The 26919-nt window shown below is 66.9% G+C and carries 28 protein-coding genes; 14 read left to right on the top strand and 14 right to left on the bottom strand.

The window, feature by feature from the left end; all coding sequences use genetic code 11:
• Positions 1 to 13: 13 nt before the first annotated feature.
• Positions 14 to 1447 (top strand): aldehyde dehydrogenase family protein, encoded by a 1434-nt coding sequence (locus VGV58_RS08000; protein WP_326873436.1) that lies wholly within the window; start codon positions 14 to 16, stop codon positions 1445 to 1447.
• Positions 1448 to 1553: 106 nt separating this feature from the next.
• The gene (locus tag VGV58_RS08005; protein WP_326873437.1) at positions 1554 to 2282 is read left to right on the top strand and encodes a class I SAM-dependent methyltransferase; all 729 of its coding nucleotides are present in this window, start codon (positions 1554 to 1556) and stop codon (positions 2280 to 2282) included.
• 3 nt (positions 2283 to 2285) lie between these two features.
• Here VGV58_RS08005 and VGV58_RS08010 read toward each other — a convergent pair whose 3' ends face one another.
• Positions 2286 to 2840: an Lrp/AsnC family transcriptional regulator gene (locus VGV58_RS08010; protein WP_326873438.1), complete on the bottom strand. Its 555-nt coding sequence runs from the start codon at positions 2838 to 2840 to the stop codon at positions 2286 to 2288.
• 48 nt (positions 2841 to 2888) lie between these two features.
• Here VGV58_RS08010 and VGV58_RS08015 point away from each other — a divergent pair, with 48 nt between their 5' ends.
• Positions 2889 to 4112 (top strand): MFS transporter, encoded by a 1224-nt coding sequence (locus tag VGV58_RS08015; protein ID WP_326873439.1) that lies wholly within the window; start codon positions 2889 to 2891, stop codon positions 4110 to 4112.
• An 87-nt stretch (positions 4113 to 4199) separates the two neighbouring features.
• Here the strand turns inward: VGV58_RS08015 and VGV58_RS08020 are convergent, their stop codons facing one another.
• Together VGV58_RS08020 and VGV58_RS08025 are read right to left on the bottom strand one after the other, a co-directional pair.
• A complete protein-coding gene (locus VGV58_RS08020) occupies positions 4200 to 5324 on the bottom strand; it encodes a zinc-dependent alcohol dehydrogenase family protein (RefSeq protein ID WP_326873440.1) in 1125 nt (374 codons plus the stop codon).
• A gap of 73 nt (positions 5325 to 5397) precedes the next feature.
• Positions 5398 to 6360, bottom strand: coding sequence for a LysR family transcriptional regulator (locus VGV58_RS08025; RefSeq protein WP_326873441.1), 963 nt, complete (start codon positions 6358 to 6360; stop codon positions 5398 to 5400).
• A 204-nt stretch (positions 6361 to 6564) separates the two neighbouring features.
• Between VGV58_RS08025 and VGV58_RS08030 the strand changes: the two genes are divergently transcribed.
• Positions 6565 to 7551, top strand: a complete 987-nt coding sequence (locus tag VGV58_RS08030) for an MBL fold metallo-hydrolase (protein ID WP_326873442.1) — start codon at positions 6565 to 6567, stop codon at positions 7549 to 7551.
• Positions 7552 to 7700: 149 nt separating this feature from the next.
• On the opposite strand, the gene VGV58_RS08035 is transcribed toward VGV58_RS08030, so the two are convergent.
• The 7 genes from VGV58_RS08035 to VGV58_RS08065 form a co-directional block, all read right to left on the bottom strand.
• Positions 7701 to 8438, bottom strand: a complete 738-nt coding sequence (locus VGV58_RS08035) for an ABC transporter ATP-binding protein (protein ID WP_326873443.1) — start codon at positions 8436 to 8438, stop codon at positions 7701 to 7703.
• A gap of 11 nt (positions 8439 to 8449) precedes the next feature.
• On the bottom strand, positions 8450 to 9193 hold the full coding sequence (locus tag VGV58_RS08040) for an ABC transporter ATP-binding protein (RefSeq protein ID WP_326873444.1): 744 nt from the start codon (positions 9191 to 9193) through the stop codon (positions 8450 to 8452).
• A complete protein-coding gene (locus VGV58_RS08045) occupies positions 9190 to 10203 on the bottom strand; it encodes a branched-chain amino acid ABC transporter permease (RefSeq protein WP_326873445.1) in 1014 nt (337 codons plus the stop codon). Before VGV58_RS08045 ends, VGV58_RS08040 begins: the two co-directional genes overlap by 4 nt.
• A complete protein-coding gene (locus tag VGV58_RS08050; protein WP_326873446.1) occupies positions 10200 to 11078 on the bottom strand; it encodes a branched-chain amino acid ABC transporter permease in 879 nt (292 codons plus the stop codon). Before VGV58_RS08050 ends, VGV58_RS08045 begins: the two co-directional genes overlap by 4 nt.
• Positions 11079 to 11188: 110 nt before the next feature.
• The gene (locus tag VGV58_RS08055) at positions 11189 to 12325 is read right to left on the bottom strand and encodes an ABC transporter substrate-binding protein (RefSeq protein ID WP_326873447.1); all 1137 of its coding nucleotides are present in this window, start codon (positions 12323 to 12325) and stop codon (positions 11189 to 11191) included.
• Between the two features lie 66 nt (positions 12326 to 12391).
• The gene (locus VGV58_RS08060) at positions 12392 to 13267 is read right to left on the bottom strand and encodes a shikimate dehydrogenase (RefSeq protein ID WP_326873448.1); all 876 of its coding nucleotides are present in this window, start codon (positions 13265 to 13267) and stop codon (positions 12392 to 12394) included.
• 117 nt (positions 13268 to 13384) lie between these two features.
• A complete protein-coding gene (locus VGV58_RS08065) occupies positions 13385 to 14299 on the bottom strand; it encodes a LysR family transcriptional regulator (RefSeq protein ID WP_326873449.1) in 915 nt (304 codons plus the stop codon).
• 154 nt (positions 14300 to 14453) lie between these two features.
• Here VGV58_RS08065 and VGV58_RS08070 point away from each other — a divergent pair, with 154 nt between their 5' ends.
• Positions 14454 to 14909, top strand: coding sequence for a hypothetical protein (locus VGV58_RS08070; RefSeq protein ID WP_326873450.1), 456 nt, complete (start codon positions 14454 to 14456; stop codon positions 14907 to 14909).
• 10 nt (positions 14910 to 14919) lie between these two features.
• Positions 14920 to 16152, top strand: coding sequence for an HlyD family secretion protein (locus VGV58_RS08075; RefSeq protein WP_326873451.1), 1233 nt, complete (start codon positions 14920 to 14922; stop codon positions 16150 to 16152).
• A gap of 27 nt (positions 16153 to 16179) precedes the next feature.
• Here the strand turns inward: VGV58_RS08075 and VGV58_RS08080 are convergent, their stop codons facing one another.
• Positions 16180 to 16866 carry a GntR family transcriptional regulator gene (locus VGV58_RS08080; protein ID WP_326873452.1) on the bottom strand — a complete coding sequence of 229 codons (687 nt, stop codon included), beginning with the start codon at positions 16864 to 16866 and terminating at the stop codon, positions 16180 to 16182.
• 244 nt (positions 16867 to 17110) lie between these two features.
• Between VGV58_RS08080 and VGV58_RS08085 the strand changes: the two genes are divergently transcribed.
• From VGV58_RS08085 to VGV58_RS08110, 6 genes are all read left to right on the top strand, one after another.
• Positions 17111 to 18145 (top strand): 4-hydroxythreonine-4-phosphate dehydrogenase PdxA, encoded by a 1035-nt coding sequence (locus tag VGV58_RS08085; RefSeq protein ID WP_326873453.1) that lies wholly within the window; start codon positions 17111 to 17113, stop codon positions 18143 to 18145.
• A gap of 62 nt (positions 18146 to 18207) precedes the next feature.
• The gene (locus VGV58_RS08090; protein ID WP_326873454.1) at positions 18208 to 19203 is read left to right on the top strand and encodes a Bug family tripartite tricarboxylate transporter substrate binding protein; all 996 of its coding nucleotides are present in this window, start codon (positions 18208 to 18210) and stop codon (positions 19201 to 19203) included.
• Positions 19204 to 19295: 92 nt separating this feature from the next.
• On the top strand, positions 19296 to 19784 hold the full coding sequence (locus VGV58_RS08095) for a tripartite tricarboxylate transporter TctB family protein (protein ID WP_326873455.1): 489 nt from the start codon (positions 19296 to 19298) through the stop codon (positions 19782 to 19784).
• A gap of 22 nt (positions 19785 to 19806) precedes the next feature.
• Positions 19807 to 21324: a tripartite tricarboxylate transporter permease gene (locus VGV58_RS08100; RefSeq protein ID WP_326873456.1), complete on the top strand. Its 1518-nt coding sequence runs from the start codon at positions 19807 to 19809 to the stop codon at positions 21322 to 21324.
• A gap of 75 nt (positions 21325 to 21399) precedes the next feature.
• Positions 21400 to 21933: an O-acetyl-ADP-ribose deacetylase gene (locus VGV58_RS08105; protein WP_326873457.1), complete on the top strand. Its 534-nt coding sequence runs from the start codon at positions 21400 to 21402 to the stop codon at positions 21931 to 21933.
• Positions 21934 to 21973: 40 nt separating this feature from the next.
• Positions 21974 to 22891, top strand: a complete 918-nt coding sequence (locus tag VGV58_RS08110; RefSeq protein WP_326873458.1) for a dihydrodipicolinate synthase family protein — start codon at positions 21974 to 21976, stop codon at positions 22889 to 22891.
• Between the two features lie 43 nt (positions 22892 to 22934).
• Here the strand turns inward: VGV58_RS08110 and VGV58_RS08115 are convergent, their stop codons facing one another.
• Both VGV58_RS08115 and VGV58_RS08120 read right to left on the bottom strand, forming a co-directional pair.
• Positions 22935 to 23069 (bottom strand): hypothetical protein, encoded by a 135-nt coding sequence (locus VGV58_RS08115; protein WP_326873459.1) that lies wholly within the window; start codon positions 23067 to 23069, stop codon positions 22935 to 22937.
• Between the two features lie 69 nt (positions 23070 to 23138).
• Positions 23139 to 23492, bottom strand: a complete 354-nt coding sequence (locus tag VGV58_RS08120) for a VOC family protein (protein WP_326873460.1) — start codon at positions 23490 to 23492, stop codon at positions 23139 to 23141.
• A gap of 183 nt (positions 23493 to 23675) precedes the next feature.
• Between VGV58_RS08120 and VGV58_RS08125 the strand changes: the two genes are divergently transcribed.
• Positions 23676 to 24911 (top strand): MFS transporter, encoded by a 1236-nt coding sequence (locus VGV58_RS08125; RefSeq protein ID WP_326873461.1) that lies wholly within the window; start codon positions 23676 to 23678, stop codon positions 24909 to 24911.
• A gap of 87 nt (positions 24912 to 24998) precedes the next feature.
• A complete protein-coding gene (gene acuI / locus VGV58_RS08130) occupies positions 24999 to 25985 on the top strand; it encodes an acrylyl-CoA reductase (NADPH) (RefSeq protein WP_326873462.1) in 987 nt (328 codons plus the stop codon).
• Between the two features lie 3 nt (positions 25986 to 25988).
• On the opposite strand, the gene VGV58_RS08135 is transcribed toward acuI, so the two are convergent.
• Complete coding sequence (locus tag VGV58_RS08135; protein WP_326873463.1) at positions 25989 to 26897, bottom strand: LysR family transcriptional regulator; 909 nt, start codon at positions 26895 to 26897, stop codon at positions 25989 to 25991.
• Positions 26898 to 26919: the final 22 nt, after the last annotated feature.

Genomic DNA, 26919 nt, shown 5'->3' on the forward strand with positions numbered 1-26919 from the left:
GACGGAGACCATCATGACCCAGCACTTCATCAACGGCCGGCACGTCGCCGGCCGCACCGGCGAGACCATGGCGGTGCTCGCCCCGGCGACCGGCGAGGAGTTCACCCGCATCGCCTGCGGCAACGCCGAGGATATCGACGACGCCGTGCGGGCCGCTCGCGCCGCCTATGAGGGCGCCTGGGGCAGGCTGACGGCGGCTGAGCGCGGCCGGCTGATCTCGAAGCTCGCGCTCAAGGTCCAGGACCATTTCGACGAGCTGGCGCGGATCGAGGCTCAGGACACCGGCAAGCCGATGGCGCAGGCGCGCGCCGATATCGAGGCGACCGTCCGCTATTTCGAGTTCTATGGCGGCGCCGCCGACAAAGTGCATGGCCACATCATCCCGTTCCTCAACGGCTACAATGTCAGCGTCGTGCACGAGCCCTATGGCGTCACCGGCCATATTCTGCCCTGGAACTATCCGGCCCAGATGTTCGGCCGCTCGCTGACCGCCTCGCTCGCCATGGGCAATGCCGTGGTGCTGAAACCCGCCGAGGATGCCTGCCAGACAGCTCTGCGCCTCGCCGAGCTCGCCACCGAGGTCGGTTTCCCGGACGGCGCGATCAACATCGTCACCGGCCGCGGCCATGAGGCGGGCGAAGCGCTCTGCCGCAATCCCGGCGTCGGCTTCATCTCCTTCACCGGCTCGCCCCAGGTCGGCCAGATCATTCAGAAGGCCTGCGCCGACAATTTCATCACCTGCACGCTGGAGCTCGGCGGCAAGTCGCCCCAGATCGTCTTCGACGATGCCGATTTCGATGCCGCCGTGCCGATCGTCTGCAAGGCGATCGTCCAGAACACCGGGCAGACCTGCTCGGCCGGCAGCCGTGTGCTGGTGCAGAAGACCGTCTATGACGACTTCGTCGGCGCCGTCGCCAAGCAGTTCTCCAAGCTGCGCGCTGGCACGCCCGAGATGGACCTCGATTGCGGCCCGGTGATCAACGCCAAGCAGCGCGGCCGGGTGCAGAGCTTTGTCGACCAGGCCCGCGAGCAGGGCATCCCGGTCCTCGCCGAGGGCGCGATCGCGCAGGGCGTGCCGAATGGCGGCTTCTACGTGACGCCGACCCTGTTCGGCCAGGTGCCACGCGGCAACCGGCTGGAGCAGGAAGAGGTGTTCGGGCCGGTGCTCGCCGCCTTCTCCTTCGACGACGAGGAGGATGCGGTGAAGCTAGCCAATTCCACCCCCTATGGCCTCGTCGCCGGCGTCTGGACAAACAACGGCGGCCGCCAGCAGCGCGTCGCCAAGCGCGTCCGGGCCGGGCAAGTCTTCATCAACGGCTATGGCGCCGGCGGCGGCATCGAGCTGCCCTTCGGTGGCACCGGCAAGAGCGGCCATGGCCGCGAGAAGGGCTTCATGGCGCTGGAGGAGTTCGCCGTCGCCAAGACGATCGTGCACAAGCACGGGTAACATGGAACGAGTGGGTCGCGGCCAGGTTGTTCACCCGTAAGGAGTAGCTTGGGATCGCAGGAGAACAGGTCTTGCGCCCCTCTGCGGGCGCAAGCATTCATTTGTCATGGGCATGCGGCCGGCTGGCGATACCGTTGATATCCTGGAGAAGTTGCTGGCGCCGCTGCAGGGCCGGCGCATCCTCGACATCGGCTGCGGTCGGGGCAACCTGCTGCAGGCGCTGGCTGAACGTGGCGCCAGCGTGTCCGGGCTCGATCCCGATGAGGCCATGCTTGAAGCCGCACAGGCGCTCGTACCGAAGGCTGCGCTGAAGCACGGCTGCGCCCAGCTTCTCCCTTGGGGCGACGGCAGCGTGCACGCCGCGATCTTCCTCAACAGCCTGCACCATGTCCCCATTCCCGATATGTTGCTGGCGCTGGAAGAGGCCGCCCGCGTCGTCGGCAAGGGTGGCAGCGTCATCGTCGTCGAATCGCTCTCGGAAGGATCGTTCTTCGATACGCTGCGGCTGATCGAGGACGAGACCGAGATCCGGCAGGCGGCACAGGATGCGATCGTCAGGGCGAGGCGCCGCGGCATCGTCAGCGAGATCAGGCAGATCGAGTACGACCGGATCGAGGCTTTTCCCGATGCCGCCGCCTTCATGGCGCGCGCCGTAGCGATCGACCCGTCGCGCGAGGAGCGGGCCCAGGCGGCGCAAGGCAAGCTGATCGCCCGCTTCGAGGCGCTGTCGGAGCACGAGAAGGGCGGCTATGTCCTGCACCAGCCGCTGCGGTTGCATCACCTCAAGGCGCCGTTCGCCGCGAAGCCGGCGGATACCTCCGCCATATACGGTTGAGGTTCAGCCCGCACCGGCTGGGGCCGGCAGCCGAGGATCCTTCACTCGCCCCGGCCATTCGCCGGTGATGCCGGGCTGGACTGGCCGCTCCAGATAGGTCGAGAGCACGACATAGCTGCGTGTCGCGGTGACCCCGGGCACGTCGTAGATCTTCGCCAGCAGGCCTTCGAGCGCATGCGTGCTTTCGGTGCGGACCTTGAGCATCATGCAGGTGTCGCCCGCGACCGAATGGATCTCCTCGACCTCGGGATGCGCCTCGATTGCGAGGAGGGTCGTGGTCTTGCCCCAGCCGGTGGTGTCGACGTGGACGAAGGCGAGCAGCGTCTTGCCGGTCGCCTCCGGCTCGATCAGCGCCGCGACCCGCTTGATCGCGCCCGAGCGCCGCAGCCGCTTCACCCGCTCATGCGCTGCCGGTGGCGACAGGCCGACCCGCTCGCCGAGATCGGCGTAGCTGATCGTCGCATCCTCGACCAGGACGCCTAACAGCTTTCGGTCCATCGCATCGAGTTCCCGCTCGGACCCGCGGCTGCGCCGAACGCCATCTGTTTTTTCAAGCATTCGTCGATCTCCGGTTGAAACAGAATTTCATTCGGACATTCTGTCGAAATGACGAATAGAAATCAAATTGCTTCGGATACGCCCGGCATTCCCGCCGCGGCCTATGCGCTCTGCCTGTGCATCGGCCTCGTCGGCGCCAATTCGCTGGCACTGGGGCCGATCGCACCGCGTGTCGCGGAGAGCTTCGCCAGCAGCGTGCCGACCGTGATGACCGCCTCGGCCGCCTTCGGCATCGGCACGGCGGCGAGCGCTCTGCTGCTCGCCGGGTTGATTGACCGCTTCGGCGCGGGCCGGGTGCTACGCTATGCGTTGCTGGCCTTTCTTGGCGCTCTCGCCGCGAGCGGGGCGGCGCCAGTTCTGCCGGCTTTCGTCGGAGCGCAATTGCTGGCCGGGCTTGCCGCCGGCCTCGCATTGCCGGCGATCTACACGCTGGCCGCGCTGGCCGCGCCTCCCGGCCGCGAGAGCGACACGCTCGGCATCGTCCTCTTCGGCTGGACGCTCAGCATGGTCGCCGGCGTCTCGCTCTCGGCGGTGATCGCCGATGTGATGGGCTGGCGCATGGTCTACGCCGTCGTCGTCGTGGCTGGGCTGGCTGCCATGGCCGGGACGACGAAGCTGACGGCTGGCGGCAGCTCGACCGGACGCGCTGCGCCGTCGCCGCTTTCGGCCCTCCGTGTACCCGGTATCGCGCCGCTGCTGCTCGCCTGTGCCGCCTTCATGGCCTCGTTCTACGGCGTCTACGGCTATGTCGGCGACCATCTCCATCGCGGGCTCGGCTTGCCGGTCAGCGCTGGCGGCCTGCTTGCCCTGTGCTATGGCCTCGGCTTCGGCGCGACGACCTTTCTCGATCGCTGGATCGATCGCCTCGGACCGGCCCGCCTGCTGCCGCTGTTCTTCGCGCTGGTCGGCTGTGTCTATCTGGCGATGACGGTCGCCTCGGCCTCTTATCCGGCGCTGCTCGCCGTCGTCTTCTGCTGGGGCATGGCTAACCATGCCGCGCTGAACGTGCTGATCCTCCGGCTCGCGGCACTCGATCCCGGCCGCCGCGGCGCGATCATGGGCCTCAACAGCGGCGTCACCTATCTTGCGCTTTTCGTGGGGACGATGGGCTTTGGGCCGCTCTACGCCAAAGCCGGCTTTTCAGCGCTGGCCGGGCTTGCAGTCGCGCTGATGCTGGTGGCGGCGCTTGCGGCAGCGCTGGCGCCACGCGCCGTCATTTCGGGGCAGGCCGCAGGCCTGAGCCCGGAGCCCAGAACCGATGAGGGTTCTTGATAATACTGGAGTTGGCCAGCTTCTTCCGGAGCCGGCATCGGTTCTGGGTTCCGGGCTCGCCGCTTCGCGGCGCCCCGGAAAGACGTTTCACATCTGGATGACGTGCCGGATCGTCCGACCCTCGTTCAGCGCGTCGAAGCCTTCGTTGATCCCTTCGAGCGGGCTTGAGCTGGTCCAGAGCTTGTCGACTGGCATCCGGCCGCGCTGGTAGAGGTCGATGAAGCGGGGAATGTCGCGCACCGGGATGCAGGAGCCGACATAGGAGCCCTTCAACGTCCGCTCCTCGCCGACGAGGCGGACCGGCGCCAGGGACATCGTATGGGCGGGATTGGCGAGACCGGCGGTTGTCGTCGTGCCGCCGCGCCGCGTGATCTGGTAGGCGAGCTCCAGCGCCTTCACCGAGCCGGCCATTTCGAGGCCGTGGTCGACGCCACCCTTGGTGGCGGCCCGGATCGCCTCGACCACATCGGGCGCGCTGGCATTGAACGTGTCGGTCGCGCCGAGCTCGCGGGCGATCTTCAGCTTTTCGTCCGAGAGATCCACGGCGATGACGCGCGAGGCGCCGCAGGCGACGGCGCCAAGCAAAGCGGAGAGGCCGACGCCGCCGAGCCCGACCACTGCGGCCGTTTCGCCGGCGCGGACCTTGGCGGTGTTCACCGCGGCGCCGACGCCGGTCAACACGGCGCAGCCGAACAGCGCTGCGATTTCATGGGGAATGTCGGCCTCGATCTTCACCAGGGAATGACGCGACATCACCGTGTGCTCGGCGAAGGCGGAGACGCCGACATGGTGGTGCACCGGCTTGCCGTTCTGCGAGAGCCGGCGCCCACCGGCCATCAACTCGCCGACGCCATTGGCGGCGTTGCCCGGCTCGCACAGGGCAGGGCGCCCCTCGCTGCACGGCGCGCAATGGCCGCAGGAAGGCACAAACACCATGACGACGCGGTCGCCCTTCTTGAGGTCGGTGACGCCGGGACCGACCTCCTCGACCTCGCCGGCGGCCTCATGGCCGAGCACCATCGGCACCGGGCGCGGCCGGTTGCCGTCGATCACCGAGAGGTCGGAATGGCACAGGCCCGCGGCGCGGACCCTGACCAGCACCTCGCCCATGCCGGGCGGAGCGAGCTCGACCTCCTCGATCCGGAGCGGCTTCGACTGCGCATAGGGCGCGGTGACGGGGCTGGCGTGCAGCACGGCGGCGCGGGTCTTCAAGGCGTGTCCTCGTGAGCTGATTTGCCCGGGAGTGTTCGGCTCGCCGCGCCGCCTGTCAAAGACGAAATCCCGATCAGCCGTATAAGGCGGGCGGATCGGTCTCGTCTCCGAGCGTCGCGGTCCAGCGCTCGTCGGCGACGAGGCCGCGCAGGATCTCCCAGGAGAGCTGGCCGATGGCGCGGGCGGCGGCCGTCATCGGCCGTTCGGTCGAATAGGCGAGGTAGACCTTGCGATAGAGCGACGGCTCTTCCAGCGGCCATGTCCGGAAGATGCCAGCCTTCTCCTGCGCCCTGACGGCCATGCGCGGCAGGATGCTGTAGCCGAGGCCGCGCTCGGCCAGGCGCTTGATCTGCGTATAGGATTCGATCTCGACCGCGGCGTGGACGGTGGCGTTGATGCCGGCCGCGGCCTCGTCGATCTGGTCGCGCAGGCCGTGGCCTGGCCCGGGCAGGATCAGGTCGAGCCCGGCGGCTTCGCTCAATGTCACCGCCTTGCCGGGCGCGGTCTTCAGCGCGGTCAGGGCGGGTACGCCGAACAGGCAGAGCTCCTCGGTCAGGACATGGTGGATGCCGAGCCCCTTCGGGTCGGAGGTCGAGTAGATCACTGCGAGGTCGACCTCGCCCTTGCGCAGCCAGTCGAGCACGAAACCACTCATCGCCTCGGCGACGCGGATGCGCACATCCGGAAAGCGCTCCTGCGTTGCCTCGATCAGCGGCACGCTGAATTGCTCGCTGACCGTGCCGGGCAGGCCGATGCGGACCTCGCCGGCCGGCGCCGCCTGCTCGCCGCGCACGCTGTCGCGCAGTTCGGCGAATTCGGCGAGAATGGTACGGGCCTTGGCGAGCAGGCGCTCGCCCGCCTCGGTCGGCTGCACGCCGCGCGTGCCGCGATGCAGCAGGGCGACGCCGAGCTCGTCCTCCATATGGCGCAGATGCTGGCTCAGCGCCGGCTGCGCCACCCTCAGCTTGAGCGCCGCCTTGGAGAATGAGCCCTGTTCGACGATGGCCGTGAAATAGCGCAACTGGCGCAGATCCATCGCCGCCCGATCTCCCGATGATGCTGCCACACCGCCGCCGCGAGAGGCGGCAGCTTTCTCTTATGCAGACTAGAGCGAAGCCTTATTGGCCGTCCACTCCGCAGACGTGCATCTTTCCCTTCCGGCAAGGCCTGACACGACACAGGGCCGCCCGGCGAAGAAGACGGCGCCCGACGCCGCTCCCTTTCCACCCGGAGGAACGCCATGTCGAAGCTGCTCATTCCCTCCCTTGATCGCCGCGGTTTCCTGTCTGGCGCTGCCGCGCTTGCCGCCGGTACGGCCTTGCCTGGCGGCGCCTTCGCCAAGGCCCCGCTCGCGAACAGCCAGGTGCCCTATTACTATCGCTTTCCGCTCGGCCAGGCCGAAGTCACGGTGGTCTCGGACGGGCCGTTGCCGCTCGGCGATCCCGGCTCCAGCTTCCTCGGCCTGCCGAAGGAGCAGGTCTACGGCCTGCTCGAGACGAATTTCCTGGCCAAGGACAATGTCGTGCTCGAGCAGAACATCCCGATCGTCAATTTCGGCGACCGGCTGGTGATGTTCGATACCGGCATGGGCTTCTCCAAGGCCTTCGGCCCGACGACGGGCCGGCTGCTGAAGAGCATGCAGGAAGCGGGCATCGACCCGGCATCCATCGACGCGATCGTCTGCAGCCACGCCCATATCGACCACACCGGCGGCATCTGCTCGGCCGAGGGCAAGCCCAACTTCCCCAATGCGCAGATCTATATCAGCCAGGTCGACCATGATTACTGGCTCGACGACGCCCGCCTCGGCACGCCGTTCAAGGCGTTCGGCGACCACGCTCGCGCAAACTTGAGGCCGGTGCGCGACCGCATCGTCTTCTTCAAGGACGGGCAGGAGTTCCTGCCGGGCATCACCGCGATCTCGGCGCCCGGCCACAGCCCCGGCCACACCATCTTCAACGTTTCTTCGGGCGGAAAATCCTTCGTCTTCCTCGGCGATCTCACCCACCACCCGGTGCTGCTGACCGAGAATCCGCGCGTCGAATTCGCCTATGACTGGGACCCGAAGATGTCGGTGCAGTCGCGGGTGAAGCTGCTGACCATGCTGGCCGAGCAGAAGACGCCGGTGATGTCCTATCACTTCGCCTGGCCGGGCTTCGGCAATCTCGCCAAGGCCGGCGACGGCTTCCGCTACTATCCCGCTGCGATGCAGATGCTGCGCGGCTGAGCTGACCCTCCCCCAGGCTCAGTCTGTGCGGCGGCCATGGGTGCCTGGGCGCGGCCCCGGGCACCCATGGCCACTACCGGTGCCCATGCGAGGCATGGGCCGATCGCGAAGCAGCTCGCCGGCACCTGCCTGGAGAGGCGTCGGTGTCCTCAGGCCGCTTCCGTCATCGCTCCGCCGAGGAAGAGCTGGGCGACGCGGGGGTCGGCGAGGATGCTGGCTGCCGGGCCCTGCATGCGGGTCTGGCCGAGCTCCAGCACCAGGCCTTCGTCGGAGATTTCCAGCGCCGAGCGGGCGTTCTGCTCGATCATCAGGATGGTGACGCCCTTCGCGCGCAGCTCCTTCAGGATGTCGAAGGTCTCCTGCACCATCATCGGCGACAGGCCGATCGAGGGCTCGTCGATCAGCACGAGCTTGGGATCGAGCAGCAGGCCGCGCACGATCTCGAGCTGCTTCTGCTGGCCGCCCGAGAGCGTCGAGGCCTGGACGTCGGCCTTGGCCCGCAACGACGGGAAGCGGTCGAGCGCCGCCTCGATCCGCCTGGGCATGTCGGTGATGTGGTTGCCCGCCGCGACCGCGCCGAGCTCGATATTGTGGCGCACCGAGAGCTCGGGGAAGATGTTGCGGCCCTGCGGCACATAGCAGATGCCGGCCTCCAGCAGCTTGCGCTGGTTCCAGTTGGTGATCTCCTGGCCTTCCAGCCGGATATGGCCCTCGCGCACCTTGAGCAGGCCGAAGATCGCCTTGAACACGGTCGACTTACCGGCGCCGTTCGGGCCGATCACGGTCGTGATCGCGGCACGCGGCACCTTGAAGGTCGTGCCGTTGAGGATGGTCATGGCGCCGTAGCCGCCGACCACGCCGTCGAGTTCGAGGATGGGGGTGGTCATGGCATCGCTCCTCAATGCCCAAGATAGGCTTCGATGACCGCCGGATTGGCGCGGACCTCGGCCGGAGTGCCCTCGGCGAGGACCTTGCCTTCGGCCAGCACGATGACGCGCGAGCACAGCGACATCACGAAATCCATGTTGTGCTCGATCACCACGAAGGTCGCGCCCTGCTCGGCATTGATGGCGCGCAGGCGCTCCTTGAGATCGCCGAGCATGGTCAGATTGACGCCGCCGGCCGGCTCATCGAGCAGGACGAGGCGGGGGCCGGCCATGAAGGCCATGGCGGCGTCGAGCAGCTTCTGCTGGCCATAGGAGAGCCCGCCGGCCTTGGCATCGGCGAGATGCCCGAGCTTGAAGAAGCCGATCATCTGCTCGGCCTTGGCCGAGAGCCCGGCGTCGCGCGCCCCGAAGAAGCGCGAAAACATGGTGCCTTCATGCTCCTGGCCGGCGAGGATCAAGTTCTCGCGTACCGAGAGCTCGGGGAAGACCTGCAGCAGCTGGAAGGTGCGGCTGACGCCGAGCCTGTTGAGCTCGGAGGGGCGCATATTGGTGACGTCCCGGCCGTCGAGTTTCACCGCGCCCTCGGTCGGCTCGAGCTGGCCGAGGATGCAGTTGAACAGGGTCGACTTGCCGCAGCCATTGGGGCCGATGATGCCGAGGATCTCGCCTTCATTGACCTTGAAGGAGACGCCGTTCACCGCCTTGATGCCGCCGAAGGCCTTGTGCAGGTTGGAGACTTCGAGGACCTCGGTCATCGTGCGCCCTCCTTCTTGCCGGTGAGCTTGGCCCAGCCGCGTTCCAGCAGACCGCTCATGCCCTGCGGGCAGGCGATCAGCAGCAGCATGACGATGGCCGCGAAGATGATCAGGTAGAGCGAGCCGGCAAAGCGCAGCCATTCCGGCAGCACGACGCCGAGCAGCGCGCCGATGAATGGCCCGAGCAGGTAGCCGGCGCCGCCGGCGACCACCATCAGCAGCAGAAAGAAGCTCTGCGACAGCGAGAAGGGCGAGGGGTCGATGAACTCGACCAGCGGCGCATAGAGCGCCCCGGCGAAGCCCGCATAGGCCGAGCCGATCGCGAAGGCGAGCAGCGTGTACATGCGGGTGTCGATGCCCAGGCTCGCGGCACGGATCGGGTTTTCGCGCAGGGCGGTGAAGGCCCGGCCCCAGGGCGAGCGGATCATCCACCAGAGCACGACCGCGAGTAGGAAGGTGACGACAACGACGAAGCGATGGAAGGCGAGCGCCCCGTCGAGCTTGAGGCCGAAGAAGCTCGGCCGCGGGATGTTGGAGAGGCCGAAGACGCCGCCGGTCAGCCATTGCTCATTGCGCAGCACGAGCCAGATCAGCGTCGAGAAGGCGAGTGTCACGAAGGCGAGGTAATGCGCCTTGACCCGCAGCGCCGGGAAGCCGAGCACGAGCCCGACTGCGAAGGTCAGCAGGCCCGAGACAGCGAAGGAAGCGTACCAGTTCAGCCCGACCTTGCTGGTCAGCAGCGCCGTCGCATAGGCGCCGATGCCCATGAAGGCCGCTTGTGCCAGCGACTTCAGGCCGGCATAGCCGAGCGTCAGATTGAGGCCCATCACGGCGACGCTCATCACCAGCCAGAGCGAGAGCACATAGGTGCCGTAGCGGCCCATGCCGGAGGGGGCGAACCAGAGGATGACTGCGGCCGTGACGAGCGTCAGCAGCGTGCCGTCGACGAAGGCGGGGAGGGGCAGGCGGCGCGCCGCCGGGGCGGCGCTGTGGGTTGCGGGCGCGGTCATACCCGGCGCTCCTCTTTGCGGCCCATCAGGCCTTCCGGCTTGACGAGGATGACGACGACCAGGAGCACCAGCGGCACGGCCAGCCGATAGGAGGTCGAGATGTAGGCGGCGGCCATGCTGTCGACGATGCCGACGATCAGCCCGCCGACCAGGGCGCCGCGGACCTGGTTGAAGCCGCCGACGATCGCCGCGATGAAGGCGAACAGGCCGATCACCTCGCCATTCGAGAATTTCGCCAGATAGATCGGCGAGATCAGCACAGAGGCGACGACGGCGAGCGCCGCGTTGATCACGAAGGTCAGCAGCACCATGCGCTCGACCGGGATGCCGAGGATGCGTGCCACCGTCGGGTTCTGCGCCGTCGCCTGCATCTGGCGGCCGAGGCGCGTGCCGCCGACGAACCATTGCAGCAGGCCGATGACGCCGAAGGCGACCGCGATGATCGCGACGTGCTGCAGCGAGATCGCCGCGCCGAAGACCGAGATCGTCTCGGTCGGCACGAAGGAGGGGAATTTCTGCGCTTCGGCGGAGAAACCGTCCTTGGCGCCTTCCTTCATGATGATCGACAGCGCCATGGTCGCGATGGCGAGCGGCAGGACGCCGTGCCGGATCATCGGATCGACGATCGTCAGCTTGAAGCCGACGCCGAAGATCAGGATGAAGGCGGCGATACCGATCAGCGCTCCCAGCCAGATCGGCGCGCCGAGCAGCTTGATCGCGAGCAGCACCAGCACTGCCGGCAGCATCACGAATTCGCCCTGGGCGAAGTTGATCGTTTGCGAGGTCTGCCAGACCAGGGTGAAGCCGATCGCGGCGAGCGCATAGATCGCGCCCGTGGCGATGCCGGCGATGAGATAGGCGAGGAATTCGGCCATGGCTTTTCTCGCTCGGTGCGTTGAGCGTCATGGTCGAGCCGGGCCCGACCATCTCGGGATGATGAGATTCCCGGGTCGGCGCGCTGCGCCGCCCGAGAATGACGCGCCTGTTACGGGTTGATCTTCGGCAGCGTCGCCGTGATCACCTGCTTGCCGTCCTTGACCTCGGCGAGGAAGCTCTCGCGGTCGAGGTCGCCGTTCTTCTCGATCGTGGTCTCGATCAGGATGCCCGGCTCGTCCGAGGTCTTGATCGTGGCGCCGCGCAGCGTGTCGGCGACGCCCTTCTTGTCGAACTTCTTCTGCTTCTCGGTCGCCCACTTCACCATGTAGACGGCCATGTAGCCCTTCATGCCGTTATGGTCGGAGGCGTAGTTGTACTTGGCCTGGAACTTCTTGCCGAACTCCTGGAAGGCCGGGATCGGCGCGTCGATCGAGAGGCCGACATGGCCCTTGACGCCGTTGGCGGCGTCGCCCGCGAGCTCGATCACCTTGGCGCCGAGCAGGGTGGTCTCGCCGACCATCGGCTTGGTGATGCTCTGCTGCTTGGCGGCGCGCAGGAAGCGGGCGCTCTCCTCCTCGTTCAGATAGACGAAGATCGCATCGGCATTGGAGTTCTTGACCTTGATCGCGTCGGCGGCGAAGTCGGCCTGGCCCTGCTCGGTGGCGATATCGGCGGCGAGCTTGATGCCGGCCTTCTCGAGCTCGGGGATGATCGCGTCGCGGCCGCCCTTGCCGAAGTCGTTGTTGACCCAGACGACGGCGACCGAGCCCGCCTTGACCGTGTCCTTCAGGTATTTGGCGATCTTCGGCATCGCCGCGGTCTGGCTCAGCGAGGTCCGGAACAGGTATTCGTTGCCCTGCTTGGTCAGGCCGGCCGCCTCGCCGCCGACGAGCTGGGCGATCTCGGCGCGCTGGGCGATCTGCATGGAGGCGCCGATCGGGCCGGAGAAGACCGGGCCGAGCACGGCATAGGTGCCCTCGTCGATGGCGCGCTGCACGGCGGCGCGTGTGTTACCCGGGTTGGTCTGCGTGTCGTAGTGGACGATCTCGATCTGCTTGCCGAGGATGCCGCCCTTGGCGTTGATGTCGGCGACGGCGAGGTCGATGCCGTTCTTCCAGTTGGTGCCGGCGGTCGCGCCCGCGCCTGAGAGCTCGACGACGTCGACGAGCTTGACCTTGTCTTGCGCCAGGGCCGGCAGGCTGACGGCCATGCCGAGCGCGGCAGCGATGATCCAGTGCTTCTTCATGCTCGTTCCCTCCACTTATCCTTAGTGTCTCAAATCCCCGCCCGGTGATGCCCCGGGTCGTCTTGCTCAGGCGGCGTGCCCGGTTGTCTCGCCCGCCGCTGTCACGGAGTCGAAGGCGGCGCCGATCACGGCTTCCGATGCTTCCAGACCAGTGAAGAGCCGGAAGGCATCGACCGCCTGGTGAATCGCGAGCTCGCGCCCGGTCATCACCGTTGCGCCGGCTTTTTGCGCCGCTTTCAGCAGCGGTGTCCAGAGCGGGTGATAGACCGCGTCCGCCACCCATTGCGAGGCATGGATCGCGCTGGGCTCGATCGGGATGCCGCGGTCCGGCAGCATGCCGATCGGCGTGCCGTTGACGATGCCGGCGGCGCCCTCGGCCGCTTCCTCGGCGCTTGCGGCGATCTCGACGCTCGCGCGGGTGCCGAGGAGCCCGGCCAGCGCTTCAGCCCTTCTGCGATCGACGTCGCAGAGCCGCAGCCGGGTGACGCCGCAGCCGGCGAGCGCGAAGGCGATCGCCTTGCCGACGCCGCCGGTGCCGATGATCGCGACCGGCTTATTGCCATCCTGCCGGCCGAGCCGGCGATAGGCGGTGGCGAAGCCCGAGGCGTCGGTGTTGTGGCCGATCAGGCGGCCGTTATCGACGACGATCGTGTTGACCGCGCCCATCGCGGCGGCCTGCTCGGACAGCCCGTCGAGCAGCGGCACGACCGCTTCCTTGTAGGGATAGGTGACGTTGATGCCGGAGAAGCCGAGCCGGCGGATACCGTCGAGCATGGCGGCGAGATCCTCGCGTCCGGCGCCAGCGGCCTCGATCAGATGGTAATGCGCCTCAATACCGGCCGCCCGTGCCGCGGCCTCCTGCGTCGTCGGCGTCGCCGAATGCGCGATCGGGAAGCCGATCAGCCCGAGCAGCACCCGCTTGCTCTTCCTGGCGATGACCATGGTCGGTGTTCCATCCCCGTCACGGCCCGTCTCGGCGGGCTTGCGCATGAGCCTGCAGCTAAACCGATTTGAGGCCGTAACGCGATAACCAATTCGTCGCTGCTGCCTAACTTGATGTTATCTTTCGGCGGCAAGCCGCGGCGAAACGACCGCGTTCATCTCCTCGCGCAGCAATTTCACGAAGGTCTCGGCATAGAGCGAGAGCGCCTTGTCGTTTTTCATCGCGACATAGGTCTGGAAACGGGTCGGTTCCTCGATCGGGATCGTGGCGATGCCCTGCATTGAGCCGTGGGCGACGGTGAACTGGTCGATGATGGCGATGCCGAGCCCCGCCCGCACCAGCGAGCAGACCGTGGTGCCGAAGCGCGCCTTGATCGCCATCTCGTAATGGAGGCCCTGGCGCTGGAAGATCTCGCTCATGATCCGGCCATAGGGGTCGTTCGGGTCGATGCCGATCAGCTGATGCTGGACGATCTCGCGGGCCGAGATGCTGCTGTAGCCGGCGAGCGGATGGTTCTGTGGCACGATGCAGAGTAGCTCGCCCATCGCCAATGGCATGAAATCCAGCCCGGGATGGTCCAGCTTGTAGCTCATCGCCACGATCTCGCCCTTGCCGAGCAGGAGATAGTCGAGCGCCTCCTCGATCTTCAGGATGTTGATGTCGATGCGCAGGTCGGGATGCTTGCGCCTGAGGCGCTCGATCGCACGCGGCACCATGACATGGCAGATGCTCGGCACCGAGCCGAGCTTGAACTCGACATCGCCGCCGCGCTCGATCCGGGCCAGCATCGAGTGGAGGTCGTCGACCTTGCGGTAGACGCCGTTGATCTGCTCGAAGATATCCTTGGCCTCCGGCGTCGGCACATAGCGGCCGTGCCGGCGCTCGAACAGCTTGAGCTTGAGCGAGCGCTCGGTGTGCTTCATCAGCCGGCTGATGCCGGGGGCGGAAACGTTGAGCAGCTTGGCCGCTCCGGCGATCGTGCCGGTGATCATGATCGCCCGGATCACCTCGATCTGGCGCAGGGTGAGCATGGCTGACCGTTCCTCGCCGGCTTCTTGCCACAAGCGGAGGTGAGGGTCGCCGGCCTGTCAAGACAGGATGGCGTAGTCCGGTCGAGGCTGATTGACTCCGACGCGATTTGATCGTCACCTGACCCAACGTCGTCTATCGATCCGGGGGGATGAGATGGCTGACCAGGTTCATCCGGCGGCGCCGCATCAGCTGCCGTCGTTCATCACCGATCCGGGTGGCACGGATATCCTGATGGTGGTCGCGGCGATCATTCTGCTCGCTGCCGTGCTCGGCGTCGGCCTGCTCTTCCTGCGCCTGCACACTTTGCCTGAGCGCATCGCGCACAAGTCCCACAAGCTCCAGTTCGAGATCGTCGCCGTGCTCGGGCTGCTCGCCTTGTTCACGCATGTGCATCTGTTCTGGGTGATCGGATTGCTGCTCGCCTTGATCGACGTCCCTGATTTCTCCGGCATGTTCAGCCGCATGGCCGGCTCGCTCGAGAAGATCGCCGGCATCGCGCCCGGCCGTGGCGGAGAGGCGGCTTCCGATCTGGAGCATGGGATTGCCTCTCCGGACGACAAGCCGGCGCCTCAGCCGGTCGTGGCGGCCGCGCCGGCTGGCCAGCACTGAGGAGGCCCCGATGCTCGAACTCCTCGTCTGCGCCCTCTTCACCATCGTCCCGGACTACCTCTATCGCCGCTATGGCCAAGGCAGGCGGCTGGGCAAGGAGATCACGCTTTATTCTGTCTGGTTCGAGCTGCGCTGGGGCATCGTCACCTGCGTGATGCTCACGGTCGGGCTGATCACGGTGATCTTCTACAACCACCCCTCGACGACATCGGCGACCGTGTTCTTCCGCAGCGTGCCGATCATTCCGGAGATCAATGGCCGGGTCGCGCAGGTCCATGTCGGCGTCAGCGGCAAGGTCGCGCAGGGGGAGCCGATCTTCACCCTCGACAGCACCAGCCAGCAGGCGGCGGTCGAGACGGCGCGGCGCAAGCTCGCCGAGGTCGATGCGGCGCTGGTGGTCGCGAAGGCCGATATCCTCACCTTCGACGGCAAGATCCAGGAGGCGAAAAGCGCGCTGCAGCAGGCGCTCGACGAGTTGCAGACCAAGCGCGAACTGAAGCGGCGCAATGACGACATCGTCGCGACCCGCGAGATCGAGAAGCTCGAGAACATCGTCGCCGGCCGCGAGGCGACGGTGGCCTCGACGACGGCATCGCAGGCGGCCGCTCAGACCAAGATCTCGACCCTGCTTCCGGCCGAGCGCGCCAGCGCCCAGGCCGCGCTGGCGCAGGCCGAGGTCGAGCTGGGCAAGACCGTGGTGCGGGCCGGCTTCAACGGCCATGTCGAGCAGTTCACGCTGCGGCCCGGCGACATCGTCAACCCGTTCATGCGCCCGGCCGGGGCGATCATCCCGGAGGAGGCTGGCCGCGGGCGGCTGCAGGCCGGTTTCGGCCAGATCGAGGCGCAGGTGATGAAGGTCGGCATGGTCGCCGAGGTCACCTGCATCTCCAAACCCTGGACGGTGATCCCGATGGTGGTGACCGGCGTGCAGGACTTCATCGCCGCTGGCCAGGTCCGCAGCGGCGAGCAATTGATCGACGCCCAGCAGGTGGTGCGTCCGGGAACGATCCTGACCTATATGGAGCCGCTCTATCCGGGCGGGCTCGACGGGGTGACACCGGGGTCGAGCTGCATCGCCAACGCCTACAGCAACAACCACGACATCATCGCCGCCAAGGATACCGGAACGCTACGGCGCATCGCCTTGCACGCGGTCGACGCGACCGGCGTGGTGCATGCCATGCTGCTGCGCATCCAGGCGCTGGTGCTACCAATCAAGACGCTCGTCTTCAGCGGCCACTGAGCGGCGGAGCCGCGCCGACCCCGCCTTTCACAGCACGTCGCGTACGCGCACCAGCGTCGAGTCCATGTGCTTGCCGATCACGGCCGCCAGCGCCTCGCCGTCGCGCTTCAGCAGCGCCACGATCATCTCCTCGTGCTCGGCTACGGCGCCGGCCCATTTCTCCGGGCCCTCATTGCCGATGAAACGCAGCCGCTTGATCCTGGCCTGCAGGGTGCCGTGCATCTCGACCAGCACGTCGTTGCCGGAGGCGGCGACGATGGCGCTGTGGATCGCCTGGTTGAGCTTGAAATAGTCGAGCCGGTTGCGGGTCCGGTAAAGCTCCATCATCTCGTCGTGCAGTGCCTTGATCGCGGCGATGGTCTCGTCGCTCGCCTGCGCGCAGGTCATCCGGCCGCCGAGCTGTTCCAGCGTCTTCAGCACTTCGAGGATCTGCAGCAGGTCACCAGCCGAGAACTTGCGGACGATCGCGCCCTTGGCCGGTTGGATCTCGACCAGTCCCTCGCTCGCCAAGGTCTTGATGGCTTCGCGGAGGGGCGTGCGCGAGACGCCGAGCTGGGCCCCGACGGCGCCTTCGTTGATGCGTTGCCCGGGGCCGAGCCTGCCCTCTATGATCATGTCGCGCAGTCGTTCGAGCACCTCTTCGTGCAAGGTGCGGCGGGTGATGCGCGGATAGGTATCCTGCGCGTCGCTCGACATGCCGGCCTCGTTCGTCATCGCGGCTCTCCTTTGTCTTTCTGTACGGCATGGCGCTTTCGCGCTGTCAACGCGAGCAGCCCGGCTCCGACGACGACCTCCCGGCCGGACGTAGCGAGACCTGTGGACAGGTGAAGCCGCTGCCGGACTCGCGGTAGAGTAGTGCAGGAATGTTATGCTGCATACAGCATACTTGATTTCGCGACGGCCCCCATGATAGGCCGGAGGCCAAGCAGCCGGCGGTGGCCGGCCTCGGGAGGACGAGATGGATATCAAGGCGCAGGCTTCCTTGCCGGTGATCGCGGTCGCGATGGGCGATCCCTCTGGCATCAGCCCCGAACTCACCGCCCGCATTCTGGTCGAGCCCGATCTGAGCAAGGCTGCCCGTTATGTCGTCTTCGGCGACTACCGCCTGTTCCAGCTCGGCGCCGACGATGCCGGGCTGACTCCCGACCTGCATGTCGTGGGCGAGGGCGATGCCCTGCCGGCCGACGCCGGCAAGCCGGTCTTCGTCGATCTCAAGAACCATGATCCGGCCGACCTCCAGCGCGGCAAGGCGACGCTCGCCGGCGGCAAGGCTGCGACCGACAATTTCCGCCGCGCGCTGCGTCTCGCCGCGTCCGGCAAGGCCGATGCGGTGTTCTTCACCCCTTTCAACAAGGCGGCGATGCGCTTCGCCTATCCGGGCTATGACGACGAGATCCGTTTCGTGCGCGACGCGATCGAATTCGAGGGGCCGGCCAGCGAGTTCAACGTGCTGGAGAAGCTCTGGAACGCCCGCGTCACGTCGCATATCCCGCTCTCCGAGGTCGCCCAGAACATCACGCAGGAGCGCATCCTGCGGGCGCTCGACCTTGCCGAGAAGAACCTGCGCGCCGCTGGCTTCAACCCGCCGCGCATCGCGGTCGCCGGCATCAATCCGCATGCGGGCGATGGCGGCAATTTCGGTCGCGACGAGATCGATACGATCGAGCCGGCGGTGAAGGCCGCCAAGGCCAGGGGCTATGTGGTCGAGGGGCCGTTCCCGTCCGACACGGTGTTCCTGCGCGCCAAGAACGGCGATTTCGACGCGGTGCTGACCATGTATCATGACCAGGGCCAGATCGCGATGAAGCTGATGGGCTTCGATCGCGGTGTCACGCTGATCGGCGGCTTCCCGTTCCCGATCTGCACGCCGGCCCATGGCACGGCCTACGAGATCGCCGGCAAGGGCATCGCCAATCTCGGCGCGACCCGCGCCGCGCTTTCGCTCGCGATCAAGATGGCGGGAGAGGGCAAGGCGGCGCGCAAGGCCGCCTGAACGCCCGTCCCAGCGGCCGAAAAGAGCTGCTTCATTTCAACGACTATCAAGGGAGAGACAGCATGAAACGTTTCTGCATCGCGGCCGGCGCCGCGCTCGCCTCCGTTATCGCAGCGGTGGTTCCTGCCGCTGCCTGGCAGCCGACCAAGCCGATCGAGTTCGTCGTAGCCTCAGGGCCGGGCGGCGGCACTGACAATTTCGCCCGCGTCATCCAGTCGATCATCACCAAGCACAAGCTGGTCGAGCAGCCGATCGTGGTGCTCAACAAGGGCGGCGGCAGCGGCGCTGAAACCTTCATCTACGGCAAGGGTGGTAAGGGCGACGCCCACAAGGTCATCTTCGGCACCAACAATGCCTACCTGCTGCCTTATGTCGCCAAGCTCGGCTACAAGTTCTCGGACCTCACCCCGGTCGCCGCGCTGGCGCTCGACGAGTTCCTGATCTGGGTGAAGGGCGATTCGCCCTATAATGACGCCAAAGCCTATGTCGAGGCGGCCAAGGCCAAGCCCGGCAGCCTGAAGATGGCTGGCAGCCAGTCCAAGGATACCGACCAGACGTTGACCGCGATGATCCAGGAGGCGACCGGCGCCAAGTGGATCTACGTGCCCTTCCAGGGCGGTGGCGCGGCCGCGACCCAGCTCGCCGGCGGCCATGTCGATTCCAACACCAACAACCCGAACGAGAACATCGGCCAGTGGAAGGCCGGCCAGGTCAAGCCGCTCTGCGTCTTCTCGCCGGTGCGTCTCGCCAAGAGCGACCCGGTCCATGACGGCAAGGGCTGGGGGGACATCCCGACCTGCAAGGAGGCCGGCCTGCCGCTCGAGGCGTTCCAGATGCCGCGCACTGTCTGGCTGCCGGCCGAGGTTCCGGCCGATGCCGTCACCTTCTATGCCGACGTGATGGAGAAGGTCAGCAAGACCCCTGAATGGATCGAGTTCGTCGCCCGCACGGCGCAGACCGCCCGCTTCATGAAGGGCAAGGAACTCGCCGATTTCGTCGCCAAGGACGAGGCCGCCAACGCCAAGACCTTCAAGGCCGAAGGCTGGGTCGTCAACTGACCTGACCGGGTCGATATTGGATCATCCCGGGTGGACGCCGCTCCACCCGGGATGATCGTTCAGAACAGTGTTTGAATTCGGGAGGAGCGCCGATGATCAGCCGTTTCCAGGCCGAGATCGCGACAGCGCTGGCGACGCTCGCCTTCGGCCTCGTCATCGTCAGCGGTGCCCGTGAGTTTGGTGTCGGCTGGGATTCCTCCGGCCCGCAGCCCGGTGCCTTCCCATTCTATTGCGGCCTGCTGATCGCGCTCGCCAGCGCGGGCACGATCGTGACCACGATCGGCCGGCGCATGGGTGGCTCGGCGGCGCTCGCCGACATCTTCCTCGACAGGGAGCAGGGCAAGCGCGTCCTCTCCTTCTTCCTGCCGATGCTCGCCTTCGTCGTGCTGAGCGTCACGCTCGGCATGTATGTCGCGATGCTGCTCTACCTCGTCTTCGCGATGCGCTTCCAGGGCCGCTATGGCTGGCTGCCTTCGCTCGCGACGGCTTTCGGCACCGCCGCCTTCTTCTATTTCGGCCTCGAGAAATTCGCCCAGGTCGGCCTGCTCAAGGGGCCGGTCGAGGCGATGCTCGGGCTCTGATCCAGCGAGCCGGAGCCATCCCATGGAAAACTTCGCCTCGCTCCTCCACGGCTTCGAGGTCGCGCTGACCACCCATCACGTCGCGCTGATGTTCGCCGGCGTGCTGCTCGGCATTCTGGTCGGCGTGCTGCCGGGCCTGGGCGCGCCCAACGGCGTCTCGCTGATGCTGCCGCTGACCTTCTCGATGGACCCGGTCTCGGCGATCATCCTCCTGACCTCGCTCTACTGGGGCGCGCTCTTCGGCGGCTCGACCACCTCGATCCTGTTCAACATCCCCGGCGAGCCCTCCTCGGTCGCCACCACCTTCGACGGCCACCCGATGGCCAAGCAGGGCAGGGCGACCGAAGCGCTCTCCTTCGCCTTCCTCTCGGCCGGCTTCGGCGCCATGGCCGGTGTCATCCTGATCACGCTGCTCTCGGGTTGGGTCGCGCGCTTCGCGCTGAAATTCTCCTCGCCGGAGTATTTCGCCGTCTATTTCATGACCTTCGCCAGCTTCGTGGGCCTCGGCGGCGCCTCGCCGCTGAAGACCATAGTCTCGATGGCGATGGGGTTCACCTTCGCCTCGATCGGCATGGATTCCGTCTCGGGCAGTGTCCGTCTGACCTATGAGTTCGATGTCCTGCTCGCCGGCGTCAGCTTCCTCATCGCCGTGATCGGCCTGTTCGGCCTCGGCGAACTCCTGCAGACGATGGAAGACGGGCTGCGCTTCGAAGGGGTGAAGGCCAAGGTGCATCCACGCGATGTGCTCGCCACCGCGCTGAAGCTGCCGCGCTACTGGCTGGCGCTGCTGCGCTCCAGCATCATCGGCATCTGGATGGGCATCACGCCGGGCGGCCCGACCGCGGCCTCCTTCATGAGCTACGCCATGGCCAAGCGCTCCTCGCGCAATCCGGAGAAGTTCGGCAAGGGCGAGCCCGAGGGCGTGATCTCGCCCGAGACGGCCGACCACGCCGCCGGCTCCGCCGCCATGCTGCCGATGCTGGCGCTCGGCATCCCCGGCTCGGCCACCGCCGCGGTGATGATGGGCGGCCTGATGATCTGGGGCCTCAATCCCGGCCCGATGCTCTTCGTCGAGCGGCCCGACTTCGTCTGGGGCCTGATCGCCTCGATGTATCTCGGCAACGTCGTCGCGGTCATCGTCGTGCTGGCGACCGTGCCGCTCTTCGCCTCGATCCTGCGCATCCCGTTCTCGATCATCGGGCCGGCGATCGTCGTGGTCTGCTTCATCGGCGCCTATACAGTCGGCAACAAGGAGTTCGACATCTGGCTGGCACTCGCCTTCGGTATCGTCGGCTATCTCTTCAAGAAGCTCGACTATCCGATCGCGCCTTTGGTGCTCGCCATGGTCATCGGCGACAAGGCGGAGGACGCCTTCCGCCAGTCGATGATCTTCAGCCAGGGCTCGCTCTCGATCTTCTGGTCGAACCCGCTGGTGGCGAGCTTGATGGCGATCGGCCTGGCGCTGCTGCTCTTCCCGCTGATCGGCTCGACAAGGCGCGGCATCCGCAAGCTGGTGACGGCCCGCGCAGCCAAGGCGTGAGCCAGACGCACTGCCGGAGCCTGGATGCCGACGCTATGGTGAGCCGTCCAGAACCGAGCCGAAGGCGGATCGCCGATGACAGGATCGAGACTGCGCGCCATCCAGGCCGACATCACGACGCTTGCCGTCGACGCAATCGTCAATGCCGCCAACAACTCGCTGCTGGGCGGGGGCGGCGTCGACGGCGCCATCCATCGGGCGGCTGGGCCGGAGCTCCTGCAGGAATGCCGCAGGCTCGGCGGCTGCCAGACCGGCGACGCCAAGCTGACGAAGGGCTATCGCCTGCCGGCGCGCTTCGTCATCCACACGGTCGGGCCGGTCTGGCAAGGTGGCGGCCAGAGCGAGGCGGCGCTGCTCGCCTCCTGCTACCGCCGCTCCCTCGCGGTCGCGGCTGGCGCGGGTGTGCGCAGCATCGCTTTCCCGAGCATCAGCACCGGCGTCTACGGCTATCCGATCACGGCCGCCGCGAAGATCGCCGTGGCGATGGTCGCGTCGGCCCTGAAAGCCAAGCCCGATTTCGACGCCATCACCTTCTGCTGCTTCTCGCCCGAGGACCTCGCCATCTACCGGGCCGAGCTCGTCGAAGCCGGCGATGGGCAGGCGCAATGAATTCCACCCACCTCCAGCCACGAACAGCCGAGGCCTTGCCATGAGCGAACCCTACAAGGGCATCATCCCGATCGCGCCGACGATCTTCCACGAGAACGGGGACGTCGACCATGACGGCAACCGCCGGGTCATGGACCTGATGGTCGACCAGGGCGTCGACGGCATCTGCATCCTCGCCAATTTCTCCGAGCAGTTCCTTTTGACCGACGCCGAGCGCGACGAGGTCATGCGGCTTTCGATCGAGCAGGTCGCCGGCCGCGTGCCGGTCTGCGTCACCACCTCGCATTTCTCGACCCGCATCGCCGCCCAGCGTGCCAAGGCCGCGGCTGATGCCGGCGCCAGGATGCTGATGATGATGCCGCCCTATCACGGCGCGCTGCTCAAGGCCGACGAGCAGGGCATGATCGAGCACTTCAAGATCGTCGCCGACGCCTGCGGTATCCCGATCATCCTGCAGGACGCTCCGCTCTCCGGCGTGACCATGACCGTGCCCTTCATGGTCAGGCTCAACAGGGAGGTGCCGCTCGTCCGCTATTTCAAGATCGAGCAGCCAGGCACCGCCGGCAAGCTGCGCGCGCTGATCGAGGCTGGCGGCGACGCCATCGTCGGTCCGTTTGATGGCGAGGAGGCGATCACGCTGATGGCCGATCTCGACGCTGGCGCGACCGGCACGATGACCTCGGCGATGATCCCCGATTTGATCAAGCCGATCCTCGCCGCCCATGCCGCGGGCGACCGCAAGCAGGCGGCGGCGCTCTATGCCCGCGTGCTGCCGATCATCAACTACGAGAACCGGCAATGCGGCCTGCGCTCGGCCAAGGCGGTGATGAAGGCGGGCGGCGTGATCAAGTCGGATGCCGTCCGCCACCCGCTGACGCCGCTGCATCCGCAGACGCGCGAAGGCCTGCTCGAGCTCGCGCGCGAACTCGATCCGCTCGCCTTGCGCTGGGGCAAGTAGCCCAGGCGCGGATGCTGCCCGTCGCGAAGGCGGGCAGCGATCGTCAATAGGCTCCGATGCCGCCGGAGGGCGGCGGCAGGTTGCCCCGTCGATCTTTGGTGATGAACTCCGGCGTCACCAGAAGCATCCGGGACAGCCACGAGCTGTAGGCAGCAAGCAACTCCATGACGGCACGCATTGGTCGCCTCCACGATTGCAGAGGCGATCATAGCAGAAAATCGCGCTGTTTGCCGGCGAATTCTGCAGGTCAGGCCCTCGTCCAGACCGCGAGCTCGTAGCCGTCCGGGTCGGCGAAGTGGAAGCGCCGGCCGCCTGGGAAATCGAAGGCCGGCTTGACGATCTCGCCGCCGGCAGCCTCGACGCTCTTCTGCACGGCGGCGAGATCGTCGGCATAGATGACCACCAGCGGGCCGCCGGGTCTCACCGTGCCGATCGTCGTGAAGCCGCCCTCCAGCCGGCCATCGGCGAAGGCGCAATACTCTGGGCCGTACTCCGTCATCGTCCAGCCGAAGGCCTTTTCGTAGAAGGCGCGGGCGCGCGGGATGTCGGTGACGACGAATTCGACATAATCGATGCGGCGGTCGTTGCTCGCTGCGGTCATGGCTTGGCTCCCTGCGATCAGTCTGTCCGGCCTCTTATGTCGTATCGGTGCGGTCAGCCTGTGGCGGCAATGGCGGCGCTTCTCCATGCAATGTTGTGATGTGCAACGTAACGGAAACGCGTTGGCATGCTCCGGTTGCGCACCCTATCGTGCAGACACACGATTCCCGCTCCGGAGCCTGTCATGACCGCAACCGCCAAGCGCGGCTACGCGCCGGAGATCATCGTTGCCGCCGGCTGCCTGATCGCGCTGATCAGCTTCGGCCCGCGCGCCAGCGCCGGCCTGTTCCAGCTCCCGATGATTTCGCAGTACGGCTGGGGGCGCGACACGTTCAGCCTCGCGCTGGCGATCCAGAACCTGCTCTGGGGCCTGGGAGCGCCCTTCGCCGGCGCGATCGCCGATCGCTTCGGCATGGTGCGCGTGCTCTGCGCCGGCGCGCTGCTCTATGCCGCCGGCCTCGTCATGATGTCCTACGCCTCGACGCCGTTGCAGCTGCATCTCGGCGCCGGCGTGCTGATCGGCTTTGGCCTCTCCGCCTGTTCCTTCAACCTGATCCTCGCCGCCTTCGGCAAGCTCCTGCCCGAGCAATGGCGTCCGCTCGCCTTCGGCGCCGGCACCGCCGCCGGTTCCTTCGGCCAGTTCCTGTTCCCGCCGATCGGCAACATCCTGATCGAGACGCTGGGCTGGCAGCAGGCGCTGATCGTCTTCGCCTTCACCTTGCTGCCGATACTGCCGCTCTCGGTGATGCTGGCGATGCGGGGCTCAAAGCAGCCGGCTGCAGCGCCCGGCGCTGTCGCCGCCCCCAACCAGAGCATCGCGCAGGCATTGGCCGAGGCCTTCAAGCACCGCTCCTATGTCCTGCTTGTGCTGGGGTTCTTCACCTGCGGCTTCCAGCTCGCCTTCATCACCGTGCACATGCCGGCCTATCTCAAGGACACCGGCCTGCCGGCCTGGGTCGGCGGCTGGACCTTGGCCGCGATCGGCCTCGCCAATGCGGTCGGCTCGCTCGGCTCCGGCTGGCTGACGGCGCGCATGCCCAAGCGCCATCTGCTTGCCTGGATCTATCTCGGCCGCGCCGTCGCCATCGCCGCCTTCATCCTCTTGCCGCCGAGTTCGATGACCGCGATCGCCTTCGGCATCGTCATCGGCGTGTTCTGGCTCTCGACGGTTCCGCCGACCTCGGCGCTGGTCATGCTGATGTTCGGCACCAAGTACATGGCGATGCTCTACGGCTTCGCCTTCTTCTCGCATCAGGTCGGCGGCTTCCTCGGGGTGCTGCTCGGCGGCATCCTCTATGAGCAGTTCGGCTCCTATACGATCGTCTGGTGGCTCTCGGTCGCGCTCGGCGTCGCCTCGGCGCTGATCAACCTGCCGATCGTCGAGAAGCCGGTGGGGCGCGCCGTGCCGCAGCCGGCCTGACCAAAGATGCACGCTCGCCGCGCTTGCGGGCGGCGGCCGGGCGGGTCACTCCTAGGGAAAGTTCGATAGCTTCCGGGGAGTGAGTTCATGTCGACCTTCAAGGCCCTCATCGCCAGCAAGGGCGAAGCCGGCACCAGCGTCGCCTTCGGCGAGTTCGCCGAAGCCGACCTGATGGAAGGCGACGTCACCGTCCGCGTCACCCATTCGACGCTGAACTACAAGGACGGGCTCGCCATCACTGGCCGCGCCCCGGTGGTGCGGCGCTGGCCGATGATCCCCGGCATCGATTTCGCCGGCCGGGTCGAGAGTTCCGACAATCCCGCATTCAAGCCCGGCGATCTCGTCATCCTCAATGGCTGGGGCACGGGCGAGACGCATCTGGGCGCCTATGCCCAGAAGAGCCGGGTCAAGGGCGACTGGCTGGTGCCGCTGCCCGAGGGCATGACGCCGGCCGAGGCAATGGCGATCGGCACCGCCGGCTACACCGCCATGCTCAGCCTGCTCGCGCTGGAGCGTTACGGCGTGAAGTCCGCCGACGGACCTGTCGTCGTCACCGGCGCCGCCGGCGGCGTCGGCTCGGTCGCGACCGCGCTGCTCGCCAAGGCCGGCTGGCATGTGATTGCCTCGACTGGCCGTCCCGAGGAGGCGGATTACCTCAAGGGCCTCGGCGCGGCCGAGATCATCGACCGCAACGAACTCTCCGGCCCCGGCCGCCCGCTCGGCAAGGAGCGCTGGATCGCCGGCGTCGACGCCGTCGGCTCGCATACGCTCGCCAATGTGCTGTCGATGACGAAGTATGGTGGCGCTATCGCCGCCTGCGGCCTGGCGCAGGGCATGGACCTGCCGGCCTCGGTCGCGCCCTTCATCCTGCGCGGCGTCGCACTGCTCGGCATCGACTCGGTGATGTGCCCGAAGCCGCGCCGGCTCGAAGCCTGGGCACGGCTTGCGCGCGATCTCGACCGCGACAAGCTCGCGGCGATGACGACGACGATCCCGCTGGAGGATGTGGTCGAGACCGGCCGCGCTCTGCTCGACGGCAAGGTGCGCGGCCGCGTCGTCGTCGAGATCGGCTGAGGATCAACCGGCGCCTTCAAGCTGCGCCTTCCGCTTCGCCAGCTCGCCGCCGACGAAGTCCATGAAGGCGCGCACGCGTGGCGCATGCCTGATGTCGGGGTGGGTCAGGATCCACAGCCCGGTGGAGAAGTCCGGGTCCGGCGGCAGCAGGCGGACGAGCCCCGGTCGCTGGTCGGCGATGAAGCAGGGCAGAGGGCCGATGCCCATCCCCTGCTCGACAGCTTCCGTCAGCCCGAGCACGGCCGAGGAACGCAGCGCGATCCGTTCGGCCGGGACATGATCGCGGACATAGCGGGCGGCCTTGACATAGCCGAGCGGGTCGCCAAGCGCGACCCAGTCGCGCCGGAACAGCAGCTTCGGCTCATGCGCCTCGGCCTCGGTTGCCGGCGCGTCGGCGCGGGCATAGACGGCCCAGTTCAGATTGGCGAGGCGGCGGCCGACCAGCGTTTCGCCCGGTGAATCGCTGGCGCGGATGGCGACGTCGGCGTCGCGCCGCGAGAGGTTGAGCGTCTGGCTGGCCATGACGATGTCGAGCCGGATCAACGGATGCGCCGCCCGGAACGCTGCGAAGATCGGCAGCAGCACATGCAGATAGAGCGTATCGGTGGTGGTGACCCGCAAGTCGCCGGAGGGGGCGAGATCGCGCCCCGCCAGCCGGCGTCCGAAGGCGGTGACGTCGTCGTCGATGCGCGAGGCCAGCGTGGTCATCTCCTCGCCGGCCGAGGTCGCGACATAACCGGTCTTGCGGCGCTCGAAGAGAGCGTGGCCGAGCTGTTCCTCGATCTGGCCGAGCCGGCGGAACACTGTCGAATGATTGACGTTGAGCGCCGCGGCCGCTCCGGTCAGCCCGCCAGCATCGGCGATCGCCTTGATCAGGCGGAAATCATCCCAGGCGAGCTTCGATATCGACAATGGCCACTCTCCGGCAACTCCG

The organism is Allobosea sp. (assembly GCF_035944895.1).
Taxonomy (GTDB): domain Bacteria; phylum Pseudomonadota; class Alphaproteobacteria; order Rhizobiales; family Beijerinckiaceae; genus Allobosea.